The sequence below is a fragment of the Paraburkholderia metrosideri genome, from assembly GCF_904848625.1.
Classification (GTDB): Bacteria; Pseudomonadota; Gammaproteobacteria; order Burkholderiales; family Burkholderiaceae; genus Paraburkholderia; species Paraburkholderia metrosideri.
Genome location: NZ_CAJHCP010000006.1, coordinates 211,066 through 227,532 on the forward strand (window position 1 = coordinate 211,066; position 16,467 = coordinate 227,532).

Genomic DNA, 16,467 nt, shown 5'->3' on the forward strand with positions numbered 1-16,467 from the left:
CAGCCTGCTGGGCGGTGCGATCAAGGATTCTGCTAGTCCGAATTCAGCTATTTTCGTGATATAAAGCCGTGCGCACAACCCATTTCGAACGGCATAGGCCCGCACGCATTTCAAACGGTCGGGGCAGACAGACCGCAGCGAGGACAGCATCGCATCAGATGAAAAAAGGTTTTTACACCATCATGGCCGCGCAGTTTTTTTCGTCGCTGGCCGACAATGCGCTTCTGATCGCTGCTATCGCACTGCTGAAAGATCTTCACGCCCCGAACTGGATGACGCCGCTGCTCAAGCTGTTCTTCGTCCTGTCGTACGTCGTTCTTGCCGCGTTCGTCGGCGCCTTCGCAGATTCCCGTCCGAAAGGCCACGTGATGTTCGTCACGAACACCATCAAGGTGCTCGGCTGCATCACGATGCTGGTCGGCGCACACCCGCTGATTGCCTACGGCATCGTGGGTTTCGGCGCGGCAGCGTATTCGCCCGCCAAATACGGCATTCTTACCGAGCTGTTACCGCCTGACCGTCTGGTCGCCGCGAACGGCTGGATCGAAGGCACCACGGTCGGCTCGATCATTCTCGGCACGGTGCTGGGTGGCGCGCTGATCAGTCCGCACATTGCCGCGCCGATCCTGCGGCAGCACATCCCCACGGTCAACACGCCCGCCGAGGCGGCGATGCTGGTGATCATGGCGATCTATGTCATCGCGGCGCTTTTCAATCTGCGAATTCCCGATACCGGCGCGCGTTATCCGAAACAGGAACGCGGCCCGATCAAGCTCGTCACCGATTTCGCCGACTGCTTCCTCGTACTGTGGCGCGACAAGCTGGGACAGATTTCTCTTGCCGTCACCACGCTGTTCTGGGGCGCAGGTGCAACGCTGCAATTCATCGTGCTGAAGTGGGCCGAAGTATCGCTGAACATGTCGCTTTCCGAGGCGGCGATCCTGCAGGCGGTCGTCGCGGTCGGCGTCGCGGCCGGCGCGATTTTCGCCGCCTCGCGCGTGCCGCTGAAGAAGTCGCTCTCCGTGTTGCCGGTCGGCATAATGATGGGGATCGCCGTGATGCTGATGGCGTTCTACACGCGCGATCTGTTCCCCGCCCATTGGGGCTTCTATGTCGGCCACATGCACGTGCCGGGCTATCTGATCTTTGCGTATATTTTCCTGATGATCGTCGGCGGTCTGTCGGGCTTTTTTGTCGTGCCGATGAACGCACTGCTGCAGCATCGCGGGCACGTGCTGCTGTCGGCGGGACACTCGATCGCCGTGCAGAACTTCAACGAAAATCTCTCGGTGCTCGTGATGCTGTGCCTGTACGCGGTGCTCGTCTGGCTCGACGTGCCGGTCACGGCGGTGATCGTGCTGTTCGGCACCTTCGTCTGCGTGATGATGTGGTTCGTGATGCGACGCCACCAGGCCAACCAGCGCGCGTTCGATTCCGTCGCGCTGATCGGCGAAGCCAAGCACTGACTGACACTGACCTGCGGCGGCCGCGCATTCAACAGCGCGCCCGTACCTCTTTCCTTCTCGCCTGACCATGACTCAACCGATTCCCAATGTGCTGACGATCGCCGGTTCCGATTCCGGCGGCGGCGCCGGCATTCAGGCCGATCTGAAGGCTTTCTCGGCGCTCGGCGCTTATGGCGCGAGCGTGATTACCGCGCTGACTGCGCAGAACACGCGCGGCGTGACCGCGATTCACGCGCCGGACGCTGGCTTCATCACCGCGCAGCTCGACGCGGTGTTCGACGATATCCGGGTCGATGCCGTGAAGATCGGCATGCTGGCGAATGCGCCGATCGCGCGTGCGGTCGCGGAGGCGCTGCGTCGGCATAAGCCGAAGCACGTCGTGCTCGATACCGTGATGATTTCGAAGAGCAATCATGCATTGCTGTTGCCGGATGCCGTGGCGGCGGTGCGCGATGAATTGCTGCCGCTCGCCGACGTGCTGACGCCCAATCTGCCGGAAGCCGCCGCGTTGCTCGGCATCCAGGCGGCCGCCGACGAAGCCGGCATGGTCGAGCAAGGCGAAGCGCTGCGCGCGCTCGGCGCACGCGCGGTGCTGATGAAGGGTGGCCATCTGAGCGCGACGGATAGCCCGGACTGGCTGATTCAGGACAGCGGCACGCTGCGTCTGGGCGGTCCGCGCGTGCCGGTGAAGAATACCCACGGAACGGGATGCACGTTGTCGTCGGCGATTGCGGCGCTGATTCCGCAGCGCGCCGATCTGGCGAGCGCGGTAGCCGATGCGAAGGTTTATCTGACCGGCGCGCTCCAGGCTAGCGATCGGCTCGACGTCGGGAGCGGCGTCGGACCGGTGCATCATTTTTATCGGTGGTGGTAAGTTAAGCGGTATTAAGCGGGATACGCCGGGCGCGCGGCGTTGCGGAAAAGCCGGTGCTTTTCCGGCTCATGTTCGTCGTTTCCTTCGTCGTTTCCTTCGTCGTTTCCTTCTACTGCCTGGCGTAGTTCCGCGCCATCTCCGGCCATTCGTCCGGCACGATAAAGCCGCGCGATCGCTCGATCAAATCACCCGCATCGTCTTCAGCGAAGGCGACCACCATCGCGGGTCCATGCTGATGTGACGTTTGCCCGGCGAGTGTTTGCGCATCGACACAAAGCGCTCCGGTGGCCTCGTCTGCGGCGTGGGCGTCGCCCCCCGGCTCATCCGATTCAACGCGCCTAGGCGCCAGCCACGCGAGACGCGGCAACACCCGCCATTTCTGCGCGTGGCTCTCGGCAAATGCCGGCCAGTCGCTGCGTGTCACCCACCAGCCTCGACCATGCCCGGGATCGAGCTCGAGCGCATTGACCGATGCGGCGCCATGCCGGTAAAACAACCAGCCTTTGATAAACATCTGCGGCGTCCATGGACCGACATGGCCGACCCACGCGAACTCTTCGCGCGCGCTCAATGGCAGCTGATGATTCAACAGATGCGAGAGCTTGAGGTCGAACCGGTCTTTCAGGTTGGGACCGACGTAATCCGCGAGACGCACCGGCGTTTGCGAACTGACATCGCCTGCATGCAGATAGCACTTCACCGCGAGTTCCCAATGCAAACGCGCACCCTGCTGCGTCTGTAAGAGGAAATCGCATTCGCCAAGCGTGACGCCCGCCCGACGCAACGGCACGCCAGCCGCGATCAGCCGCGCCGCCGGGCCATGTTGCAGAAACCAGCCGAGCAGCCACTCGGCGTAACGGCCGAGACGGGTCATGCGGGTCGTCGCAAGATCGCGATGCAATGCCTGCGGCGCGACGTCCAGTGCACGCAGCCAGTCGACGGTGGCGTGAAGTTCCTGGGGCGTTTCGAATGGGCTCGCGAGAACACCCGCAGGCGGTTGCGGACGCAGCAGGTCGGCGCTTAGCAGCAACCAGGCGAGATCGCGCACGACGCTGTCGCGCAACGTACCGAGCAGGGTGTCGAGCAGCGCTATGGGGGAGTCGGGCTCGGGGGTAGCCGCGCTTGGCAGCGCTGGGGAGCCGGGCTCGGCAGCAGCCGGGCTTGGCAGCGCTGAAGAACTGGACGCGAACGAGGCCGCGCCTTGCAGCGCTGAGGAACCGGACCCGGCCCAAGCCGCACTTGGCAGCGCCGAAGAACTGGACCCGGCCGAAGCCACGCTTTGCAGCGCTGAAGAACCGGACCCGGCCCAAGCCGCGCTTGGCAGCGCCGAAGAGCTGGACTCGACCGAAGCCACCCTCTGCCGCGCTGAAGAACCAGACTCAGCCGAAGCCACGCTCTGCCGCGCTGAAGAACCAGACTCAGCCGAAGCCACGCTCTGCCGCGCTGAAGAACCGGAGCCGGCAGCAGCAGCGCTTTGCAGCGCCGAAGAACCAGACCCGGCCGAAGCCGCGCTCTGCGGCGCTGAAGGACCAGACTCAGCCGAAGCCACGCTCCCCGACACGGCCGACCCCGACCCCGGCTCAGCAGAAGTCAACGTCTGCGCCTTCGAAGAACCCGACTCGGCAGCAGCAGCGGCGACGCGCGCCGCCTTGGTCCCGTCAGCGCTCATCACTCGGATGCGTTCGGCGCTGCAGCCCCCGCCGCGCGCCATGTATCGCGTGCGAGGCACAGGTCGGCCCAGGCCTTCGCCTTGTCAGGCAAACTGCGCAGCAGATACGCCGGGTGATAGGTGACGACCACCGGCACCCCCTCATATTCGTGCACGCGGCCACGCAGCGACGAGATGCTTGCGGTGGTCTTCAACAGACTCTGCGCGGCAAACCGGCCGAGCGCGACGATCAACTTCGGCCTCACCAGCGACACCTGGCGCTGCAGATACGGCTCGCAACGCGCGACCTCGTCCGGCTCGGGATTGCGATTGCCGGGCGGGCGGCACTTGATCACATTCGCGATGTAGACGTTGGTGTCGCGCGCCAAGGTCAGCGAACGCAGCATGCTGTCGAGCAGCTTGCCCGCCTGGCCGACGAACGGCTCGCCCTGACGGTCTTCGTTCTCGCCGGGCGCTTCGCCGATCAGCATCCAGTCGGCACCACGATCCCCGACCCCGAACACGGTGTTCGTGCGCTTCTCACACAGGCGGCAAAGCTGGCAGCCCGCGACCCGCTCGCTCAACGCATCCCAGTCGAGTGTCTGGATGGCGGGCAGCGCCGGTTTTTCGGTACGCGCTTGCGGTGAGGAATCGGAGGGCAAATCGTCGAACCACGCGAAATCGTCGGCGGGTGGCGCGTCGAAGGCGGGGAGCTCGGGTTCGGGCGGCCGGGATAGCGGCGCGGATTGAAGCGACGCTGCAGCTTGACGCGGCAGAACGGGCGGCGGCTCGGAAGCCGGCGTGCGCGCCTGGGCAGGCGGCTGTCCAGACGCAGGCTGAAGCTGCTGCGTTGCGTGGGCCTTCGGTTCGGGTCGATATGCGTGTGCAGATTGAGCGTCAGCAGGAACCGCTTGCTCAGGCGCCTGCTGAGTCCGCTGCTGCGCCGCGGACGCACGCGCCAACCCAGCAGCGTCAGCAGCATCCGCCGCCTGGGGCGCTACCGCGCCACTATCCGCCGCATCGACGGCCTGCTGCGCCGCCATACCGCGACGCACCCACAGCGGCGCAAGCCCAAATTCTTCCAGTACCGATTCATGCAGCGCCATCTGCGCCCTCCGTGGCAAACGAGAAACGCATCACGATGGCGTCCTCCCGGCTGCGATGCCGCGCCGGATAGTAGTTCTTGCGCCGGCCGATCGAAGCAAAGCCGAAGCGCTCGTAAAGCCGGATCGCCCGATGATTCGATGGCCGCACTTCCAGCAGCAGCCCATCGAGTTTTTCCGCGCGCGTGATACGCACTGCTTCGCGCAGCAACGCGAGCCCCGCTCCGGCGCCTTGGGCCTGCGGCGTCACACACAGATTGAGCAGATGCATTTCATCGACAACCGGCATCAGCACGCAATAGCCGATCAGCGTTCCTGTGACATGCCGCAGGCAAACGCCGAAATAGCCGTTGCGCAGCGAATCGCCGAAATTGCCGCGACTCCACGGAAACTCATAGGCGATTTTCTCGATGGCCGCGACCTCGTCCAGATCGCCTTCGGTCATCGGCGACATATAACGATCCGCGAGCAGCACGCCACTCATTGCTGGCCCTCACCGCCCGATGCGCCGTGCGACGACCGTTGCGATGCGTGTTGCGGCGCCTCATCAGAGGCACGGCGATCCGGCGCGCAAGGTGCAGCTTGAGGCGCGTGCTGGTCCGGCCCGGCAGCCTGCGCCGCCCGCTCCGCCTTGGCCGCTTTATCCGCCATCCGCTCCGCCGTGGTTTGCGCGACTTTGTCACGAATATAGTCGGGCGCGGCCTGATCGGCGGGCACCGTGCGGCCGGCGCGAAGCGCGCGCAGCGCCGCGTACGCGAGCGGCAACGCATGCGGCAGCGCTTCGCCGTCGACGCTTCGCGCCGCCGCGACAGCGGGCAGGCGCGAACCAAAAGCCGCTGCCGCGTTGCCAGCCAGCGTAAACGGCGCGTCCGGCAACACCAGCCGTTCCGGCGCGTCGAGCGACGCCGGCTGAACCGTCCGCCATTCGTGTTGCGCGGCATCCCACGCATAGTCGGCCCAATAGATTTCGTCCATACGGGCGTCGAGCGCGGCAAGCACGCGGGTCACCGACGGATCGCGCAGGCGGGCGCTCTCCGCGCACGCCAGCAACGTGCTGATCGGCACCACCTGCAGGTTCAGGCCGAACGCGAGGCCTTGAGCGACACCGGTCGCCGTCCGCAAACCGGTAAATGAACCGGGACCGGAACCGAAGGCGATCGCGCTGCAATCCGCCAACGTGAGGCCAGCCTCGTCGAACAATTCGCGAATGGCAGGCAACAGCCGCGTGCTGGAGACCGCGCCGGTCTGTTCGTGACGAACCCAGACGCGCGGTTCAGCGGACGTCTCGCCGGCTGCGTCGGCGGTGACGGACAGAAGCGCCACCGAACAGAATTCGGTCGACGTATCGAGGGCAAGGAGCACAGTTTGAGTCATGGACCGTATTGTAATCGGCGCGGCGCGCGCAAATGTGGTTTGGCGCGCGCCTTGCCGCTCAAAGCCGGCAGCCGATGTTTGGAATAAGCTCTCGGCCCCGCGGCGGCGTCCAATTGTTATGATCGTCAACCGATTTCAACTCAACACCCACCAACCCGATCCCGCCTGACGGGCAAAACGACAATGACAGATATCGACACCCAGTTTGCAAAAGCCCATGAAGAAGTCCAGCAGTTGCCGGAGCGTCCGGGCAATCTCACCCTGCTGCGCCTCTATGCGCTCTACAAGCAGGCCACCAAGGGCGACGTGCACGGCGACAAGCCGGGCTTTACCGACATCGTCGGTAAATACAAGTACGACGCGTGGGCAGCGCTCAAGGGCACCGATCAGGACGCCGCGAAGCAGCAATATGTCGAACTCGTCGAATCGCTGAAAAGCGGCACTGCCGCCTGAAGCAGGCTGGCCGCGATGCCCGCCCGCCGCAGCCGGCCGCACGGGCACCCGGCCTTCCCTTCACGATAGCCAGGTGGTGCGCGACCTGCGCGCCAGCCCGTTGACTGTCGGGCAACCACGCATTGACTATCGCCGCCGCGCCCGATAGGACTTTTTCATTAAGAAAACTCCTAATAGTGGCGCAGTGCAACAAAAGCCTATACAATGCTGCCTGCGCTTCACTGCTTTGCCCGGCTTTCTTCTAGCGGCCTTTGCGGCGCAGCGCCTCGTAGCGTTTAGCTCCAATCCAGTTTAGAACCTGTCCCCTCCTGCCTAGCCCCCTACGGGCGATCATGTCCCAGGCTGGCGGCACGCCGTGTTGGCATGTCGCATCCGATACAGCTTCTAACAAAAAGCTCGCCTTTATTGTCGCGAGCTGCCCCCGTTTTTCGATTTGCTCGCTGCTTCTTTGCTCGCTGAATCCGACGACTTGGGTATGCCGATTGGCGCCGACGTTTTAATTCCCTGTGTACCAAGGATTCTCATGACTTCGAGCAACACCTCCAGCCCGTTGAACGCCATCGCCGAACAGGCACTCGGTCTCGCCGACGCACCCGCACAAGCCGCAGCCGTTGCTGCCGCTCCGGAAGCCGTCGCCGCTGAAGCCGCAGTCCCGACCGGCCCGACGTTCGCGTCGCTTGGTCTTTCCGCGGATGTCGTCTCCGCGTTGACCGCAGCTGGTTACCAGAACCCGACGCCGGTTCAGCAACGCGCTATCCCGGCTGGTATCGCCGGCCGCGATCTGCTGGTGTCGAGCCCGACCGGTTCGGGCAAGACCGCCGCGTTCATGCTGCCCGCTATCGAACGTTTCTCGCAACTGCAAAAGGCGCAAGCCAGCCAGCCGCGTGAACCGCGTCCGGCTGACGGCGCCCGCAACACCCGCCGTCCGCAACCGGTTGCCCGTCCGACCATGCTGGTTCTGACGCCGACCCGCGAACTCGCGATGCAGGTCACGACCGCCGCCTCCACGTACGGCAAGCACCTCAAGCGCCTGCGCACCGTCAGCATTCTGGGCGGCGTCGCTTATGGTCAACAGCTGATGCTGCTGGCGAAGAACCCGGAAATCCTGGTTGCTACGCCGGGCCGTCTGATCGACCACCTCGAACGTGGCCGTATCGACCTGTCGCAACTGCAGATTCTCGTGCTCGACGAAGCTGACCGCATGCTCGACATGGGCTTCATCGAAGACATCGAAACGATCGTCGCCGCTACGCCGGCTACGCGTCAGACCATGTTGTTCTCGGCTACGCTCGACGGCAAGATCGGTTCGCTGACGGGCCGTCTGCTGAAGGATCCGGAACGGATCGAGATCGTTCAGCGTCTGGAACAGCGCACCAACATCGCGCAAACCGTCCATTACGTGGATGACCGCGATCACAAGGATCGTTTGCTCGACCATCTGCTGCGCGACGAAGGCCTCGATCAGGCTATCGTGTTCATGGCAACCAAGATGGACGCCGACCAGCTGGCTGGCCGTCTGGCCGATGCCGGTTTCGAATCGGCAGCTTTGCACGGCGATCTGCCGCAAGGCGCGCGTAACCGCACCATCAAGGCACTGCGCGAGCGCCGTGTCCGCGTACTGGTGGCGACGGACGTCGCGGCTCGTGGTATCGACATCCCGGGCATCACGCACGTGTTCAACTACGACCTGCCGAAGTTCGCTGAAGACTACGTGCACCGTATCGGCCGTACCGGCCGTGCTGGCCGCTCGGGTATCGCAGTCAGCCTCGTGCACCACGCCGAGCAAGGCGCGCTCAAGCGCATCGAGCGTTTCGTGCGTACCCCGCTGCCGGTCAGCGTCGTCGAAGGCTTCGAGCCGCGCAAGTCGGCTCCGTCGGGCAATGGCGGCCGTCCTGGCTTTGGTGGCCGTGGCCGTCCGGGCGGTGGCAACGGCGGTGGCCGTCGCTTCGGTAGCGGTTCGGGCAAGCCGGCCGGTAATGGCGGCGGCGCGCGCAGCGGTAGCGGCACGGGCGGCGGCTGGGCCGGCAAGTCGGCTGGCGGCGCTTCGCGTGAAGGCGGCGGCGGCTTCGGCGGCGGCTCGCGTGAAGGTTACGGCGGTTCGCGTGACGGCGGCTACGGCGCACGCCGCAGCGACGGTCCGCGCACGGCTCGTCGCGGCAGCTAAGCTTCGCATCCGGCATGCACGCCTTGGCGGCGTGCGGCAGTTTCGTAGCAGAACAGCAGTCAGTCAGAAAAGACCCGGACGGCCTCCCCGCCGTCCGTCAGTTGGAAGAAACCGGTGCTCAGGCGCCGGTTTTTTTTCGTCTGTACCAGTCAGCCTCTTACAGCCTTCAAAATTTCACGATGTGGAAAATTTTTTTGCGTCGTAAAAAATCATGCTGCAAGGCACAAGAAGCCCTATTGCGAGATGGGAAAAGTCGTTTCTCAATGCGGAACGATCGATATAAACAATTGATTTAAAACACAAATAAATATTGGAAAAGCGCGTTGCTGCGGCTATTGCGCGCACCTCGATTTGCCTAGACTCTTATACAAGACTTCACGGAACGAAACGCCAAGCCGGCCAGATGCTTCGACGAAGACAACCAGGTCACCCATCCATTACAGGCAAATCAAGGAGAACACCATGACCGCATCCCGCCAGGAACAAGCCAAGCAACTCCAGCAGCAATGGGACACCGATCCGCGCTGGAAGGGCATCAAGCGCAGCTACTCGGCCGAAGACGTGATCCGTCTGCGCGGCTCGGTGCAGGTCGAGCACACGCTCGCCAAGCGCGGCGCGGAAAAGCTGTGGGAAAGCGTGAACAACGAGCCGTTCGTCAACTCGCTCGGCGCATTGACCGGCAATCAGGCAATGCAGCAGGTGAAGGCCGGCCTCAAGGCGATCTATCTGTCGGGCTGGCAGGTGGCGGGGGACGCGAACGTCGCCGGTGAAATGTATCCGGACCAATCGCTGTATCCGGCGAACTCGGTGCCGCTGGTCGTCAAGCGCATCAACAATACGTTGACCCGCGCTGACCAGATCCAGTGGTCGGAAGGCAAGAATCCCGGCGACGAAGGCTATATCGACTACTTTCAGCCGATCGTCGCCGACGCGGAAGCCGGTTTTGGCGGCGTGCTGAACGCGTTCGAACTGATGAAGGCAATGATCGAAGCCGGCGCTGCGGGCGTGCACTTCGAAGACCAACTGGCCTCGGTGAAAAAATGCGGTCACATGGGCGGCAAGGTGCTCGTGCCGACCCGTGAAAACATCGCCAAGCTGACGGCCGCACGCCTCGCCGCCGACGTCTCCGGCGTGCCGACCGTGCTGCTGGCCCGCACCGACGCGGAAGCCGCCGACCTCGTCACGTCCGACATCGACGACAACGACAAGCCGTTCCTGACCGGCGAGCGCACGGTGGAAGGTTTCTACCGCACCAAGCCGGGTATCGAACAGGCGATTTCGCGTGGCCTCGCCTACGCGCCGTACGCCGACATGATCTGGTGCGAAACCGGCAAGCCGGACCTCGAGTTCGCGAAGAAATTCGCCGACGCGATCCATAAGGAATTCCCGGATCAACTGCTGTCGTACAACTGCTCGCCGTCGTTCAACTGGAAGAAGAATCTGGACGACGCGACGATCGCCAAGTTCCAGCGCGAGCTCGGCGCGATGGGCTACAAGTTCCAGTTCATCACGCTGGCCGGTTTCCACGCGCTGAACTACTCGATGTTCAACCTCGCGCACGGCTATGCCCGCAACCAGATGACGGCCTTCGTCGAAATGCAGCAGGCTGAATTCGCGGCCGCCGAAAAGGGCTTCACCGCAGTCAAGCACCAACGCGAAGTCGGCACGGGCTACTTCGACGCCGTCACGCAAACGGTCGAACGCGAAGCATCGACGACCGCGCTGCACGGTTCGACGGAAGACGAACAGTTCTTCGACAAGAAGGTCGCGTAACTGGCGATGACCAGCCCCGTGGCCTGATCGCAGGAACGACAGCAGAAGACGTCAAGCGGCTCCGTCAGAGAGCCGCCGTCACAGGGAGGAGCCGCGCCGTCGGCATGGTTGTGCGCAAGCTGTTTTGCGGGCAATCAGCGCGGACGACCGGAAGTCCGAGGAAAAATCTCGCAGCAGCGCAGAAAGAACCGGCACAGCAGATCGGGCCGGTTTATCAGGGACGCGGCGGACTCATCATCCGCCGCGTTTTTTCATGACGCGCGTCAGCGATACACGATCACCGGAATTTTCGTATGCGTGAGTACCCGTTGCGTTTCGCTGCCGATCAGCAGGCTGCCCAGCCCGCGCCGCCCATGCGAAGCCATGAAGATGACATCGCAGGCACCGCGCTGCGCCGCCTCGATGATGCCGAGATAGGGCGCCGGATGCACGCTGGTGTGACTCTCGACAACCACGCCAACCTGCCGCCCGGCCATCTCCACTTCCCGCAGATGCACGCGCGCCTCACGCTCGCTGCGCTGCAGAAACTCGGACGGCGGCTCGACCACGACATCGGAAAACGGCGAATACGGATATTGCGGCAGGCACGCGTAAGCCGTCACGCGCGCGCCAACTGCCTGCGCAAGATCGATCGCGCCGTTGATCGCCTTGCGCGACAGGTCTGAACCATCGGTCGGAACCAGGATGTGCGTGAACATGGTGCCCTCGGTCTTGGCTCGGCGTGCAAGCCGCTTCAATCGATTGTAGGTCGCGCGAAAGCGGGTTTGGAGCGCTTGAAGGGTCTGTCCGCATATCGGAAACCCCGTGTGAGGTTCAGCCCCAGTAACCGGGATGACCGTACGTATGCTTAAGAAAATCCAGAAACAGCCGCACCCGCAGCGGCAAATGGCGACGCTGCGGAAACACCGCGTGGATGCCGATCGGCGGCGCTGCGAATTCGTCGAGCACGGTGATGAGCCGCCCCGCTGCGATTTCGGTGCCGACTTCCCACCACGAGCGCCACGCGAGGCCGTGCCCGTCGAGACACCACTCGTGCAGCACCGCACCGTCCGAGCATTCCATCGTGCCGGACACCTTGATCGATACGACCTTGTCGCCCTGCTGGAACATCCAGCCACGCTGCTGATTGGCGCTCGCACCGAGCGCGAGACAGTTGTGATGCGCGAGATCGGCGAGCGTGCGCGGTGCGCCGCGCCGGCTCACGTAGGCGGGCGACGCCACGCAGACACGCCGGTTTTCGCCAAGTTTGAGCGACACCAGCGACGAATCCGGCAGTTCGCCCAGGCGCACTGCGCAATCGAAACCCTCGTTGACCAGATCGACCAGACGGTCGGACAGATCGAGCGTGATCGAGACGTCCGGATGCGCAACCGTAAAGGCCGGCACCAACGGTGCAACGTGCCTGCGGCCAAACCCGGCCGGCGCCGACAGCCGCAAATGGCCGCTGGCTTTCACGCCACCCGCCGACACGCTGGCTTCGGCGTTCTGCATGTCGTGAATGACGCGCTGGCAGTCTTCGAGGAACGCCGAGCCCTCGAACGTCAGCGTGATTTTGCGGGTGGTGCGCACCAGCAGTTTGACGCCCAGACGCTCTTCGAGCGCATCGATGCGGCGCCCGATAATCGCCGGCGCAACCCCTTCCGCCAACGCCGCCGCGGACAGGCTCCCCTTGGCCGCGACGGTGACGAAAGTCTCGATCTGCTTGAAACGGTCCATGAACGGCGACGCGGGAAGTGGCTGAAGCGCGCAAGATTAGGTGGATAAAAGTAAAAGATCAAGTGATGTTTAGCCTCTTTTTTAGCGTTGTGAGCTGCTAATACAATCCTTCTCGACCTCTAACTGGAGCGCACGGCAATGTCGGCCACAACGACACATTCCCCCAAAGCGGTGATTTTCGACGCATACGGCACGCTTTTCGACGTGCATTCGGTGATCGCTGCCGCAGAGCAGATGTTCCCCGGTCACGGCGACGCGCTCTCGCAGTTGTGGCGTCAGAAGCAGATCGAATACACGCAACTGCGCACGCTGGCCGCTCCGTCGGAGACGCCCGGCGCGCACTACCGTCCGTTCTGGGAGATCACGCTCGACGCATTGCGTTTCGCGGCGAAAAAACGCCAGCTCACGCTGGGCCGTGCCGCTGAGAAGCGTCTGATGGACGAATATGCGTGCCTGTCGGCGTTTCCCGATGCGGCGCCCGTTTTGCGTACGTTGCGCGATGCAGCCGTCAGTGCGGCCGCTGTGCCGGGTCACAACACAACGCCGGCGACCGGCGAAAACACTCAACGCCCCGGTCTCGCGATTCTCTCGAACGGCAATCCGCAAATGCTCGACATCGCGGTGAAAAGCGCGGGTATGAACGGCCTGTTCGATCACGTTCTTTCCGTCGATGCGGTCCGCGCGTACAAGCCCTCGCCCGCCGCCTATGCGCTCGGCACGCAAGCCTTCGACGCGCCAGCGCGCGAGATCGTGTTCGTGTCGTCGAATGGATGGGACGTGGCGGGCGCGACGTGGTTCGGCTTCACCACTTTCTGGCTCAACCGGCAAAACGCCCCCGTTGAAGAACTGGGCGTCATGCCACACGGCACGGGCGAAGACATGAGCGATCTGCTTGCCTTCCTGCAGACGCTCTCTTCTCCCAGCCGCGGCAGCAGTACGCCGGGAAGCTCCGGCAAGCCGGCTGGCAACCGTACGCGCCACAGCCCTGGCGCATGACGGCTGTCACCGGTCCATGCAACACACCTCCACCGCTTAACCTCGTTTGCATCATTGCAATCTGACCGACCAAGGAAAAACCATGGCGAATTCGCTGTCATCGTTGTCGCTGCCGCAGGGCATGGAAATTTCGGCTGAGATCAAGCCGGGCTACGAAGCAATCCTCACGCGCGAAGCACTCGAACTCGTCGCCGCGCTGCATCGCACGTTCGAACCGCGCCGTCAGCAGTTGCTGCAGGCGCGCGTGGAACGCACGAAACGGCTCGACGCCGGCGAGCGTCCCGACTTTCTCGCCGAGACGAAACACGTGCGTGAAGGCGACTGGAAAGTCGCGCCGCTGCCGCAGGATCTGCAATGCCGTCGCGTGGAAATCACCGGTCCGGTCGAGCGCAAGATGATCATCAACGCGCTGAATTCTGGCGCGGATTCGTACATGACCGACTTCGAGGATTCGAATGCGCCGAGCTGGGATAACCAGATCAGCGGCCATATCAATCTGAAAGACGCCGTGCGCCGCACGATTTCGCTGGAACAGAACGGCAAGTCATACCGGCTGAACGACAAGGTCGCCACGCTGATCGTGCGTCCGCGCGGCTGGCATCTGGATGAGAAGCACGTGAAGGTGGACGGCAAGCGCGTGTCGGGCGGTATTTTCGACTTCGCGCTGTTCATGGTGCACAACGCGAAAGAACTGGTCGCGCGCGGCTCGGGGCCGTACTTTTATCTGCCGAAGATGGAGAGCCATCTGGAAGCGCGTCTGTGGAACGACATTTTCCTCGCCGCGCAGGAAGCGGTCGGCGTGCCGCGCGGCACGATTCGCGCGACCGTGCTGATCGAAACGATCGTCGCCGCATTCGAGATGGACGAGATCCTGTACGAACTGCGCGAACATAGCTCGGGACTGAACGCGGGCCGCTGGGACTACATCTTTTCGGCGATCAAGAAGTTCAAGGCCGACCGCGACTTCTGTCTGGCCGACCGCTCGCAGATCACGATGACCTCGCCGTTCATGCGCGCGTATGCGCTGTTGCTGCTGAAGACCTGCCATCGACGCAACGCGCCGGCGATTGGCGGCATGAGCGCGCTGATTCCGATCAAGAACGATCCGGCGGCAAACGACAAGGCGATGGGCGGTGTGCGCTCAGACAAGGCGCGCGATGCGGGCGACGGCTACGACGGCGGTTGGGTCGCGCACCCGGGCCTCGTGCCGATCGCGATGGAAGAGTTCGTCAAGGTGCTCGGCGACCGGCCAAACCAGATCGGCAAGCAACGCGACGACGTACTCGTCACGGCCACCGACCTGACGGACTTCCGTCCGGAAGCGCCGATCACTGAAGGCGGTCTGCGCAACAACATCAATGTCGGCATTCACTACCTGGGCTCGTGGCTGGCGGGCAATGGCTGCGTGCCGATTCACAACCTGATGGAAGATGCAGCCACCGCGGAAATTTCGCGCTCGCAGGTGTGGCAGTGGATTCGCTCGCCGAGGGCAAGCTCGACGATGGCCGCAAAGTGACGGTGGAACTCGTGCGCGAATTGTCGGCGCAGGAGTTGGACAAGGTGAAGCAGGCGGTCGGCGGTGAGGCTGGCGGCAATACGAAACCATATGAACGTGCTGCGCAAATCTTCGAAGAAATGTCGACGTCGGAGCAGTTCACCGACTTTCTGACGCTGCCGCTGTATGAGGAAATTTGACGCGGCGCTTCATGCTTCGTGACGCTTCATGACGCCTCGTGACGCCCCGTGACGGCGGCAATTCATGACGCAATGGCAAGACTGGGTTCATGCAGAGCACACGTTGCGCGAACCCAGCCTGACTTGCAGGACTGACCGACCGGATGGCCCGACAGGCGTATACCTGCCGGGCCTTTTTTTTTCATGCGCGTTGTTTGAGCCGGTTGCTTGATCCCATTTTTTGAGCTGCTAACGCGTACTACGATAGCCCACCCAATCGCCCGATCTGATTTCAGGCAACCCCTTCACCGCATTCGGCGTGACAGGATAGAAACGGCAATTCACCACGTTGCCGTCCACTTTCAGCATCACCTCGCGTGCCAGAAAGCGATCCTCGACACCCGGGTAAACTGCCTCGATTTCATCGAGCACCGCCACCAGCGCGTCGTCGATTTCGTAGACATCGCCGATCACGTCGACACCCGCTTCGTCGACGACGAGACCCGGGTACGAACCGAAGTCGAACAGATGGCCGCGCACCGTGGCCGTACCAAGCCGGTTCGGCTCGGCGATATCGTTGCGTGCCGCGGCTTCGTGGATGTCGTTCACTTCACCGGCGCGCAACGTGCCGTAGACAAAGACGGTCTGCATCGTCGTGGGTTCTCCTGGAATGAGGGATGGGTGGCCTGGAGTCAGGCCAAGGTTCGCTCAACGCTTCAGCTCAGCGCGGTGCTCGCAACGAGTATGCCGTCGAGATCCGCGTAAATCCATTCGCCGGGACGCACCAGTGCGCCCGGTAACTGCACGGGCACATTGCGCTCGCCCGTGCCGAGCTTTTGTGCGCGACGCGGACAGGTGGTCAGCGCCGCGACACCGACGTCGGCGTCATTCAACTCCAGCGTATCACGCACGCAACCGTTCACGACGACGCCCGCCCAGCCGTTCTGCTCGGCGAGTTGCGCGAGATTGCCGCCCACCAGCGCACAACGCAGACTGCCGCCGCCGTCGACCACCAGCACCCGGCCCTGCCCTTGCTCTTCGAGTGTGGTGCGCACCAGCGCGTTGTCTTCGAACACTTTCAGGGTCACCGCCTCACCGCTAAAACACTCAGGGCGACTGAACAGATGGAAGACCGGCTCGAGCACACGCAGCGTGCCCTGCACCAGTTGGACTTCGTGTGAGTCGCACAAATCCGTTGTAGCAAAGCTCATGGGATTCTCCTTCGG

Annotated in this window: 14 protein-coding genes and 1 pseudogene; 7 read left to right on the plus strand and 8 right to left on the minus strand. The window is 63.2% G+C overall.

Translation table 11 applies throughout. The features are described 5' to 3' along the window. The first annotated feature begins 158 nt into the window (after positions 1-158). Positions 159-1,466, plus strand: coding sequence for a lysophospholipid transporter LplT (gene lplT, locus LMG28727_RS14660; protein ID WP_201643064.1), 1,308 nt, complete (start codon positions 159-161; stop codon positions 1,464-1,466). A 67-nt stretch (positions 1,467-1,533) separates the two neighbouring features. Continuing rightward, complete coding sequence (thiD, locus tag LMG28727_RS14665; protein WP_201643065.1) at positions 1,534-2,340, plus strand: bifunctional hydroxymethylpyrimidine kinase/phosphomethylpyrimidine kinase; 807 nt, start codon at positions 1,534-1,536, stop codon at positions 2,338-2,340. 109 nt (positions 2,341-2,449) lie between these two features. Here thiD and LMG28727_RS34175 read toward each other — a convergent pair whose 3' ends face one another. From LMG28727_RS34175 to tsaB, 4 genes are all read right to left on the minus strand, one after another. Then, positions 2,450-3,469, minus strand: coding sequence for a DUF1853 family protein (locus LMG28727_RS34175; RefSeq protein ID WP_407945849.1), 1,020 nt, complete (start codon positions 3,467-3,469; stop codon positions 2,450-2,452). Positions 3,470-4,008: 539 nt separating this feature from the next. Beyond that, positions 4,009-5,094, minus strand: a complete 1,086-nt coding sequence (locus LMG28727_RS14675; RefSeq protein WP_201643067.1) for a uracil-DNA glycosylase — start codon at positions 5,092-5,094, stop codon at positions 4,009-4,011. Continuing rightward, complete coding sequence (gene rimI, locus LMG28727_RS14680) at positions 5,081-5,575, minus strand: ribosomal protein S18-alanine N-acetyltransferase (RefSeq protein ID WP_201643068.1); 495 nt, start codon at positions 5,573-5,575, stop codon at positions 5,081-5,083. Before rimI ends, LMG28727_RS14675 begins: the two co-directional genes overlap by 14 nt. Further along, positions 5,572-6,465, minus strand: a complete 894-nt coding sequence (gene tsaB, locus LMG28727_RS14685; protein ID WP_236591903.1) for a tRNA (adenosine(37)-N6)-threonylcarbamoyltransferase complex dimerization subunit type 1 TsaB — start codon at positions 6,463-6,465, stop codon at positions 5,572-5,574. Before tsaB ends, rimI begins: the two co-directional genes overlap by 4 nt. A gap of 183 nt (positions 6,466-6,648) precedes the next feature. Between tsaB and LMG28727_RS14690 the strand changes: the two genes are divergently transcribed. The 3 genes from LMG28727_RS14690 (at position 6,649) to aceA (ending at position 10,855) form a co-directional block, all read left to right on the plus strand. Next, a complete protein-coding gene (locus LMG28727_RS14690) occupies positions 6,649-6,918 on the plus strand; it encodes an acyl-CoA-binding protein (protein ID WP_201643069.1) in 270 nt (89 codons plus the stop codon). 523 nt (positions 6,919-7,441) lie between these two features. Continuing rightward, on the plus strand, positions 7,442-9,082 hold the full coding sequence (locus LMG28727_RS14695; protein ID WP_201643070.1) for a DEAD/DEAH box helicase: 1,641 nt from the start codon (positions 7,442-7,444) through the stop codon (positions 9,080-9,082). 462 nt (positions 9,083-9,544) lie between these two features. Continuing rightward, positions 9,545-10,855, plus strand: coding sequence for an isocitrate lyase (aceA, locus tag LMG28727_RS14700; RefSeq protein ID WP_201643071.1), 1,311 nt, complete (start codon positions 9,545-9,547; stop codon positions 10,853-10,855). A gap of 263 nt (positions 10,856-11,118) precedes the next feature. Here the strand turns inward: aceA and LMG28727_RS14705 are convergent, their stop codons facing one another. Both LMG28727_RS14705 and LMG28727_RS14710 read right to left on the minus strand, forming a co-directional pair. Continuing rightward, entirely contained in the window at positions 11,119-11,553 is a 435-nt protein-coding gene (locus LMG28727_RS14705) for a universal stress protein (protein ID WP_201643072.1), read from the minus strand. A 115-nt stretch (positions 11,554-11,668) separates the two neighbouring features. After that, positions 11,669-12,571: a LysR family transcriptional regulator gene (locus tag LMG28727_RS14710; RefSeq protein WP_201643073.1), complete on the minus strand. Its 903-nt coding sequence runs from the start codon at positions 12,569-12,571 to the stop codon at positions 11,669-11,671. A 138-nt stretch (positions 12,572-12,709) separates the two neighbouring features. Here LMG28727_RS14710 and LMG28727_RS14715 point away from each other — a divergent pair, with 138 nt between their 5' ends. Continuing rightward, positions 12,710-13,567, plus strand: coding sequence for a (S)-2-haloacid dehalogenase (locus LMG28727_RS14715; RefSeq protein WP_201643074.1), 858 nt, complete (start codon positions 12,710-12,712; stop codon positions 13,565-13,567). A gap of 82 nt (positions 13,568-13,649) precedes the next feature. Further along, positions 13,650-15,262 (plus strand): annotated as a pseudogene (gene aceB, locus LMG28727_RS14720) (malate synthase A). A gap of 228 nt (positions 15,263-15,490) precedes the next feature. Here aceB and LMG28727_RS14725 read toward each other — a convergent pair. Further along, entirely contained in the window at positions 15,491-15,892 is a 402-nt protein-coding gene (locus LMG28727_RS14725) for a gamma-glutamylcyclotransferase family protein (RefSeq protein WP_201643075.1), read from the minus strand. Positions 15,893-15,957: 65 nt separating this feature from the next. Then, positions 15,958-16,452 (minus strand): ribonuclease E activity regulator RraA, encoded by a 495-nt coding sequence (gene rraA / locus LMG28727_RS14730; protein WP_201643076.1) that lies wholly within the window; start codon positions 16,450-16,452, stop codon positions 15,958-15,960. Positions 16,453-16,467: the final 15 nt, after the last annotated feature.

Bases quoted from the DNA above. Each gene is read 5' to 3' on its own strand.
- LMG28727_RS14710 (WP_201643073.1), bottom strand. From the start codon at position 12,571: ATGGACCGTTTCAAGCAGATCGAGACTTTCGTCACCGTCGCGGCCAAG.
- LMG28727_RS14690 (WP_201643069.1), top strand. From the start codon at position 6,649: ATGACAGATATCGACACCCAGTTTGCAAAAGCCCATGAAGAAGTCCAG.
- thiD (WP_201643065.1), top strand. From the start codon at position 1,534: ATGACTCAACCGATTCCCAATGTGCTGACGATCGCCGGTTCCGATTCC.
- rraA (WP_201643076.1), bottom strand. From the start codon at position 16,452: ATGAGCTTTGCTACAACGGATTTGTGCGACTCACACGAAGTCCAACTG.
- LMG28727_RS14705 (WP_201643072.1), bottom strand. From the start codon at position 11,553: ATGTTCACGCACATCCTGGTTCCGACCGATGGTTCAGACCTGTCGCGC.
- LMG28727_RS14725 (WP_201643075.1), bottom strand. From the start codon at position 15,892: ATGCAGACCGTCTTTGTCTACGGCACGTTGCGCGCCGGTGAAGTGAAC.
- rimI (WP_201643068.1), bottom strand. From the start codon at position 5,575: ATGAGTGGCGTGCTGCTCGCGGATCGTTATATGTCGCCGATGACCGAA.
- tsaB (WP_236591903.1), bottom strand. From the start codon at position 6,465: ATGACTCAAACTGTGCTCCTTGCCCTCGATACGTCGACCGAATTCTGT.
- LMG28727_RS14675 (WP_201643067.1), bottom strand. From the start codon at position 5,094: ATGGCGCTGCATGAATCGGTACTGGAAGAATTTGGGCTTGCGCCGCTG.
- LMG28727_RS14715 (WP_201643074.1), top strand. From the start codon at position 12,710: ATGTCGGCCACAACGACACATTCCCCCAAAGCGGTGATTTTCGACGCA.
- aceA (WP_201643071.1), top strand. From the start codon at position 9,545: ATGACCGCATCCCGCCAGGAACAAGCCAAGCAACTCCAGCAGCAATGG.
- lplT (WP_201643064.1), top strand. From the start codon at position 159: ATGAAAAAAGGTTTTTACACCATCATGGCCGCGCAGTTTTTTTCGTCG.
- LMG28727_RS14695 (WP_201643070.1), top strand. From the start codon at position 7,442: ATGACTTCGAGCAACACCTCCAGCCCGTTGAACGCCATCGCCGAACAG.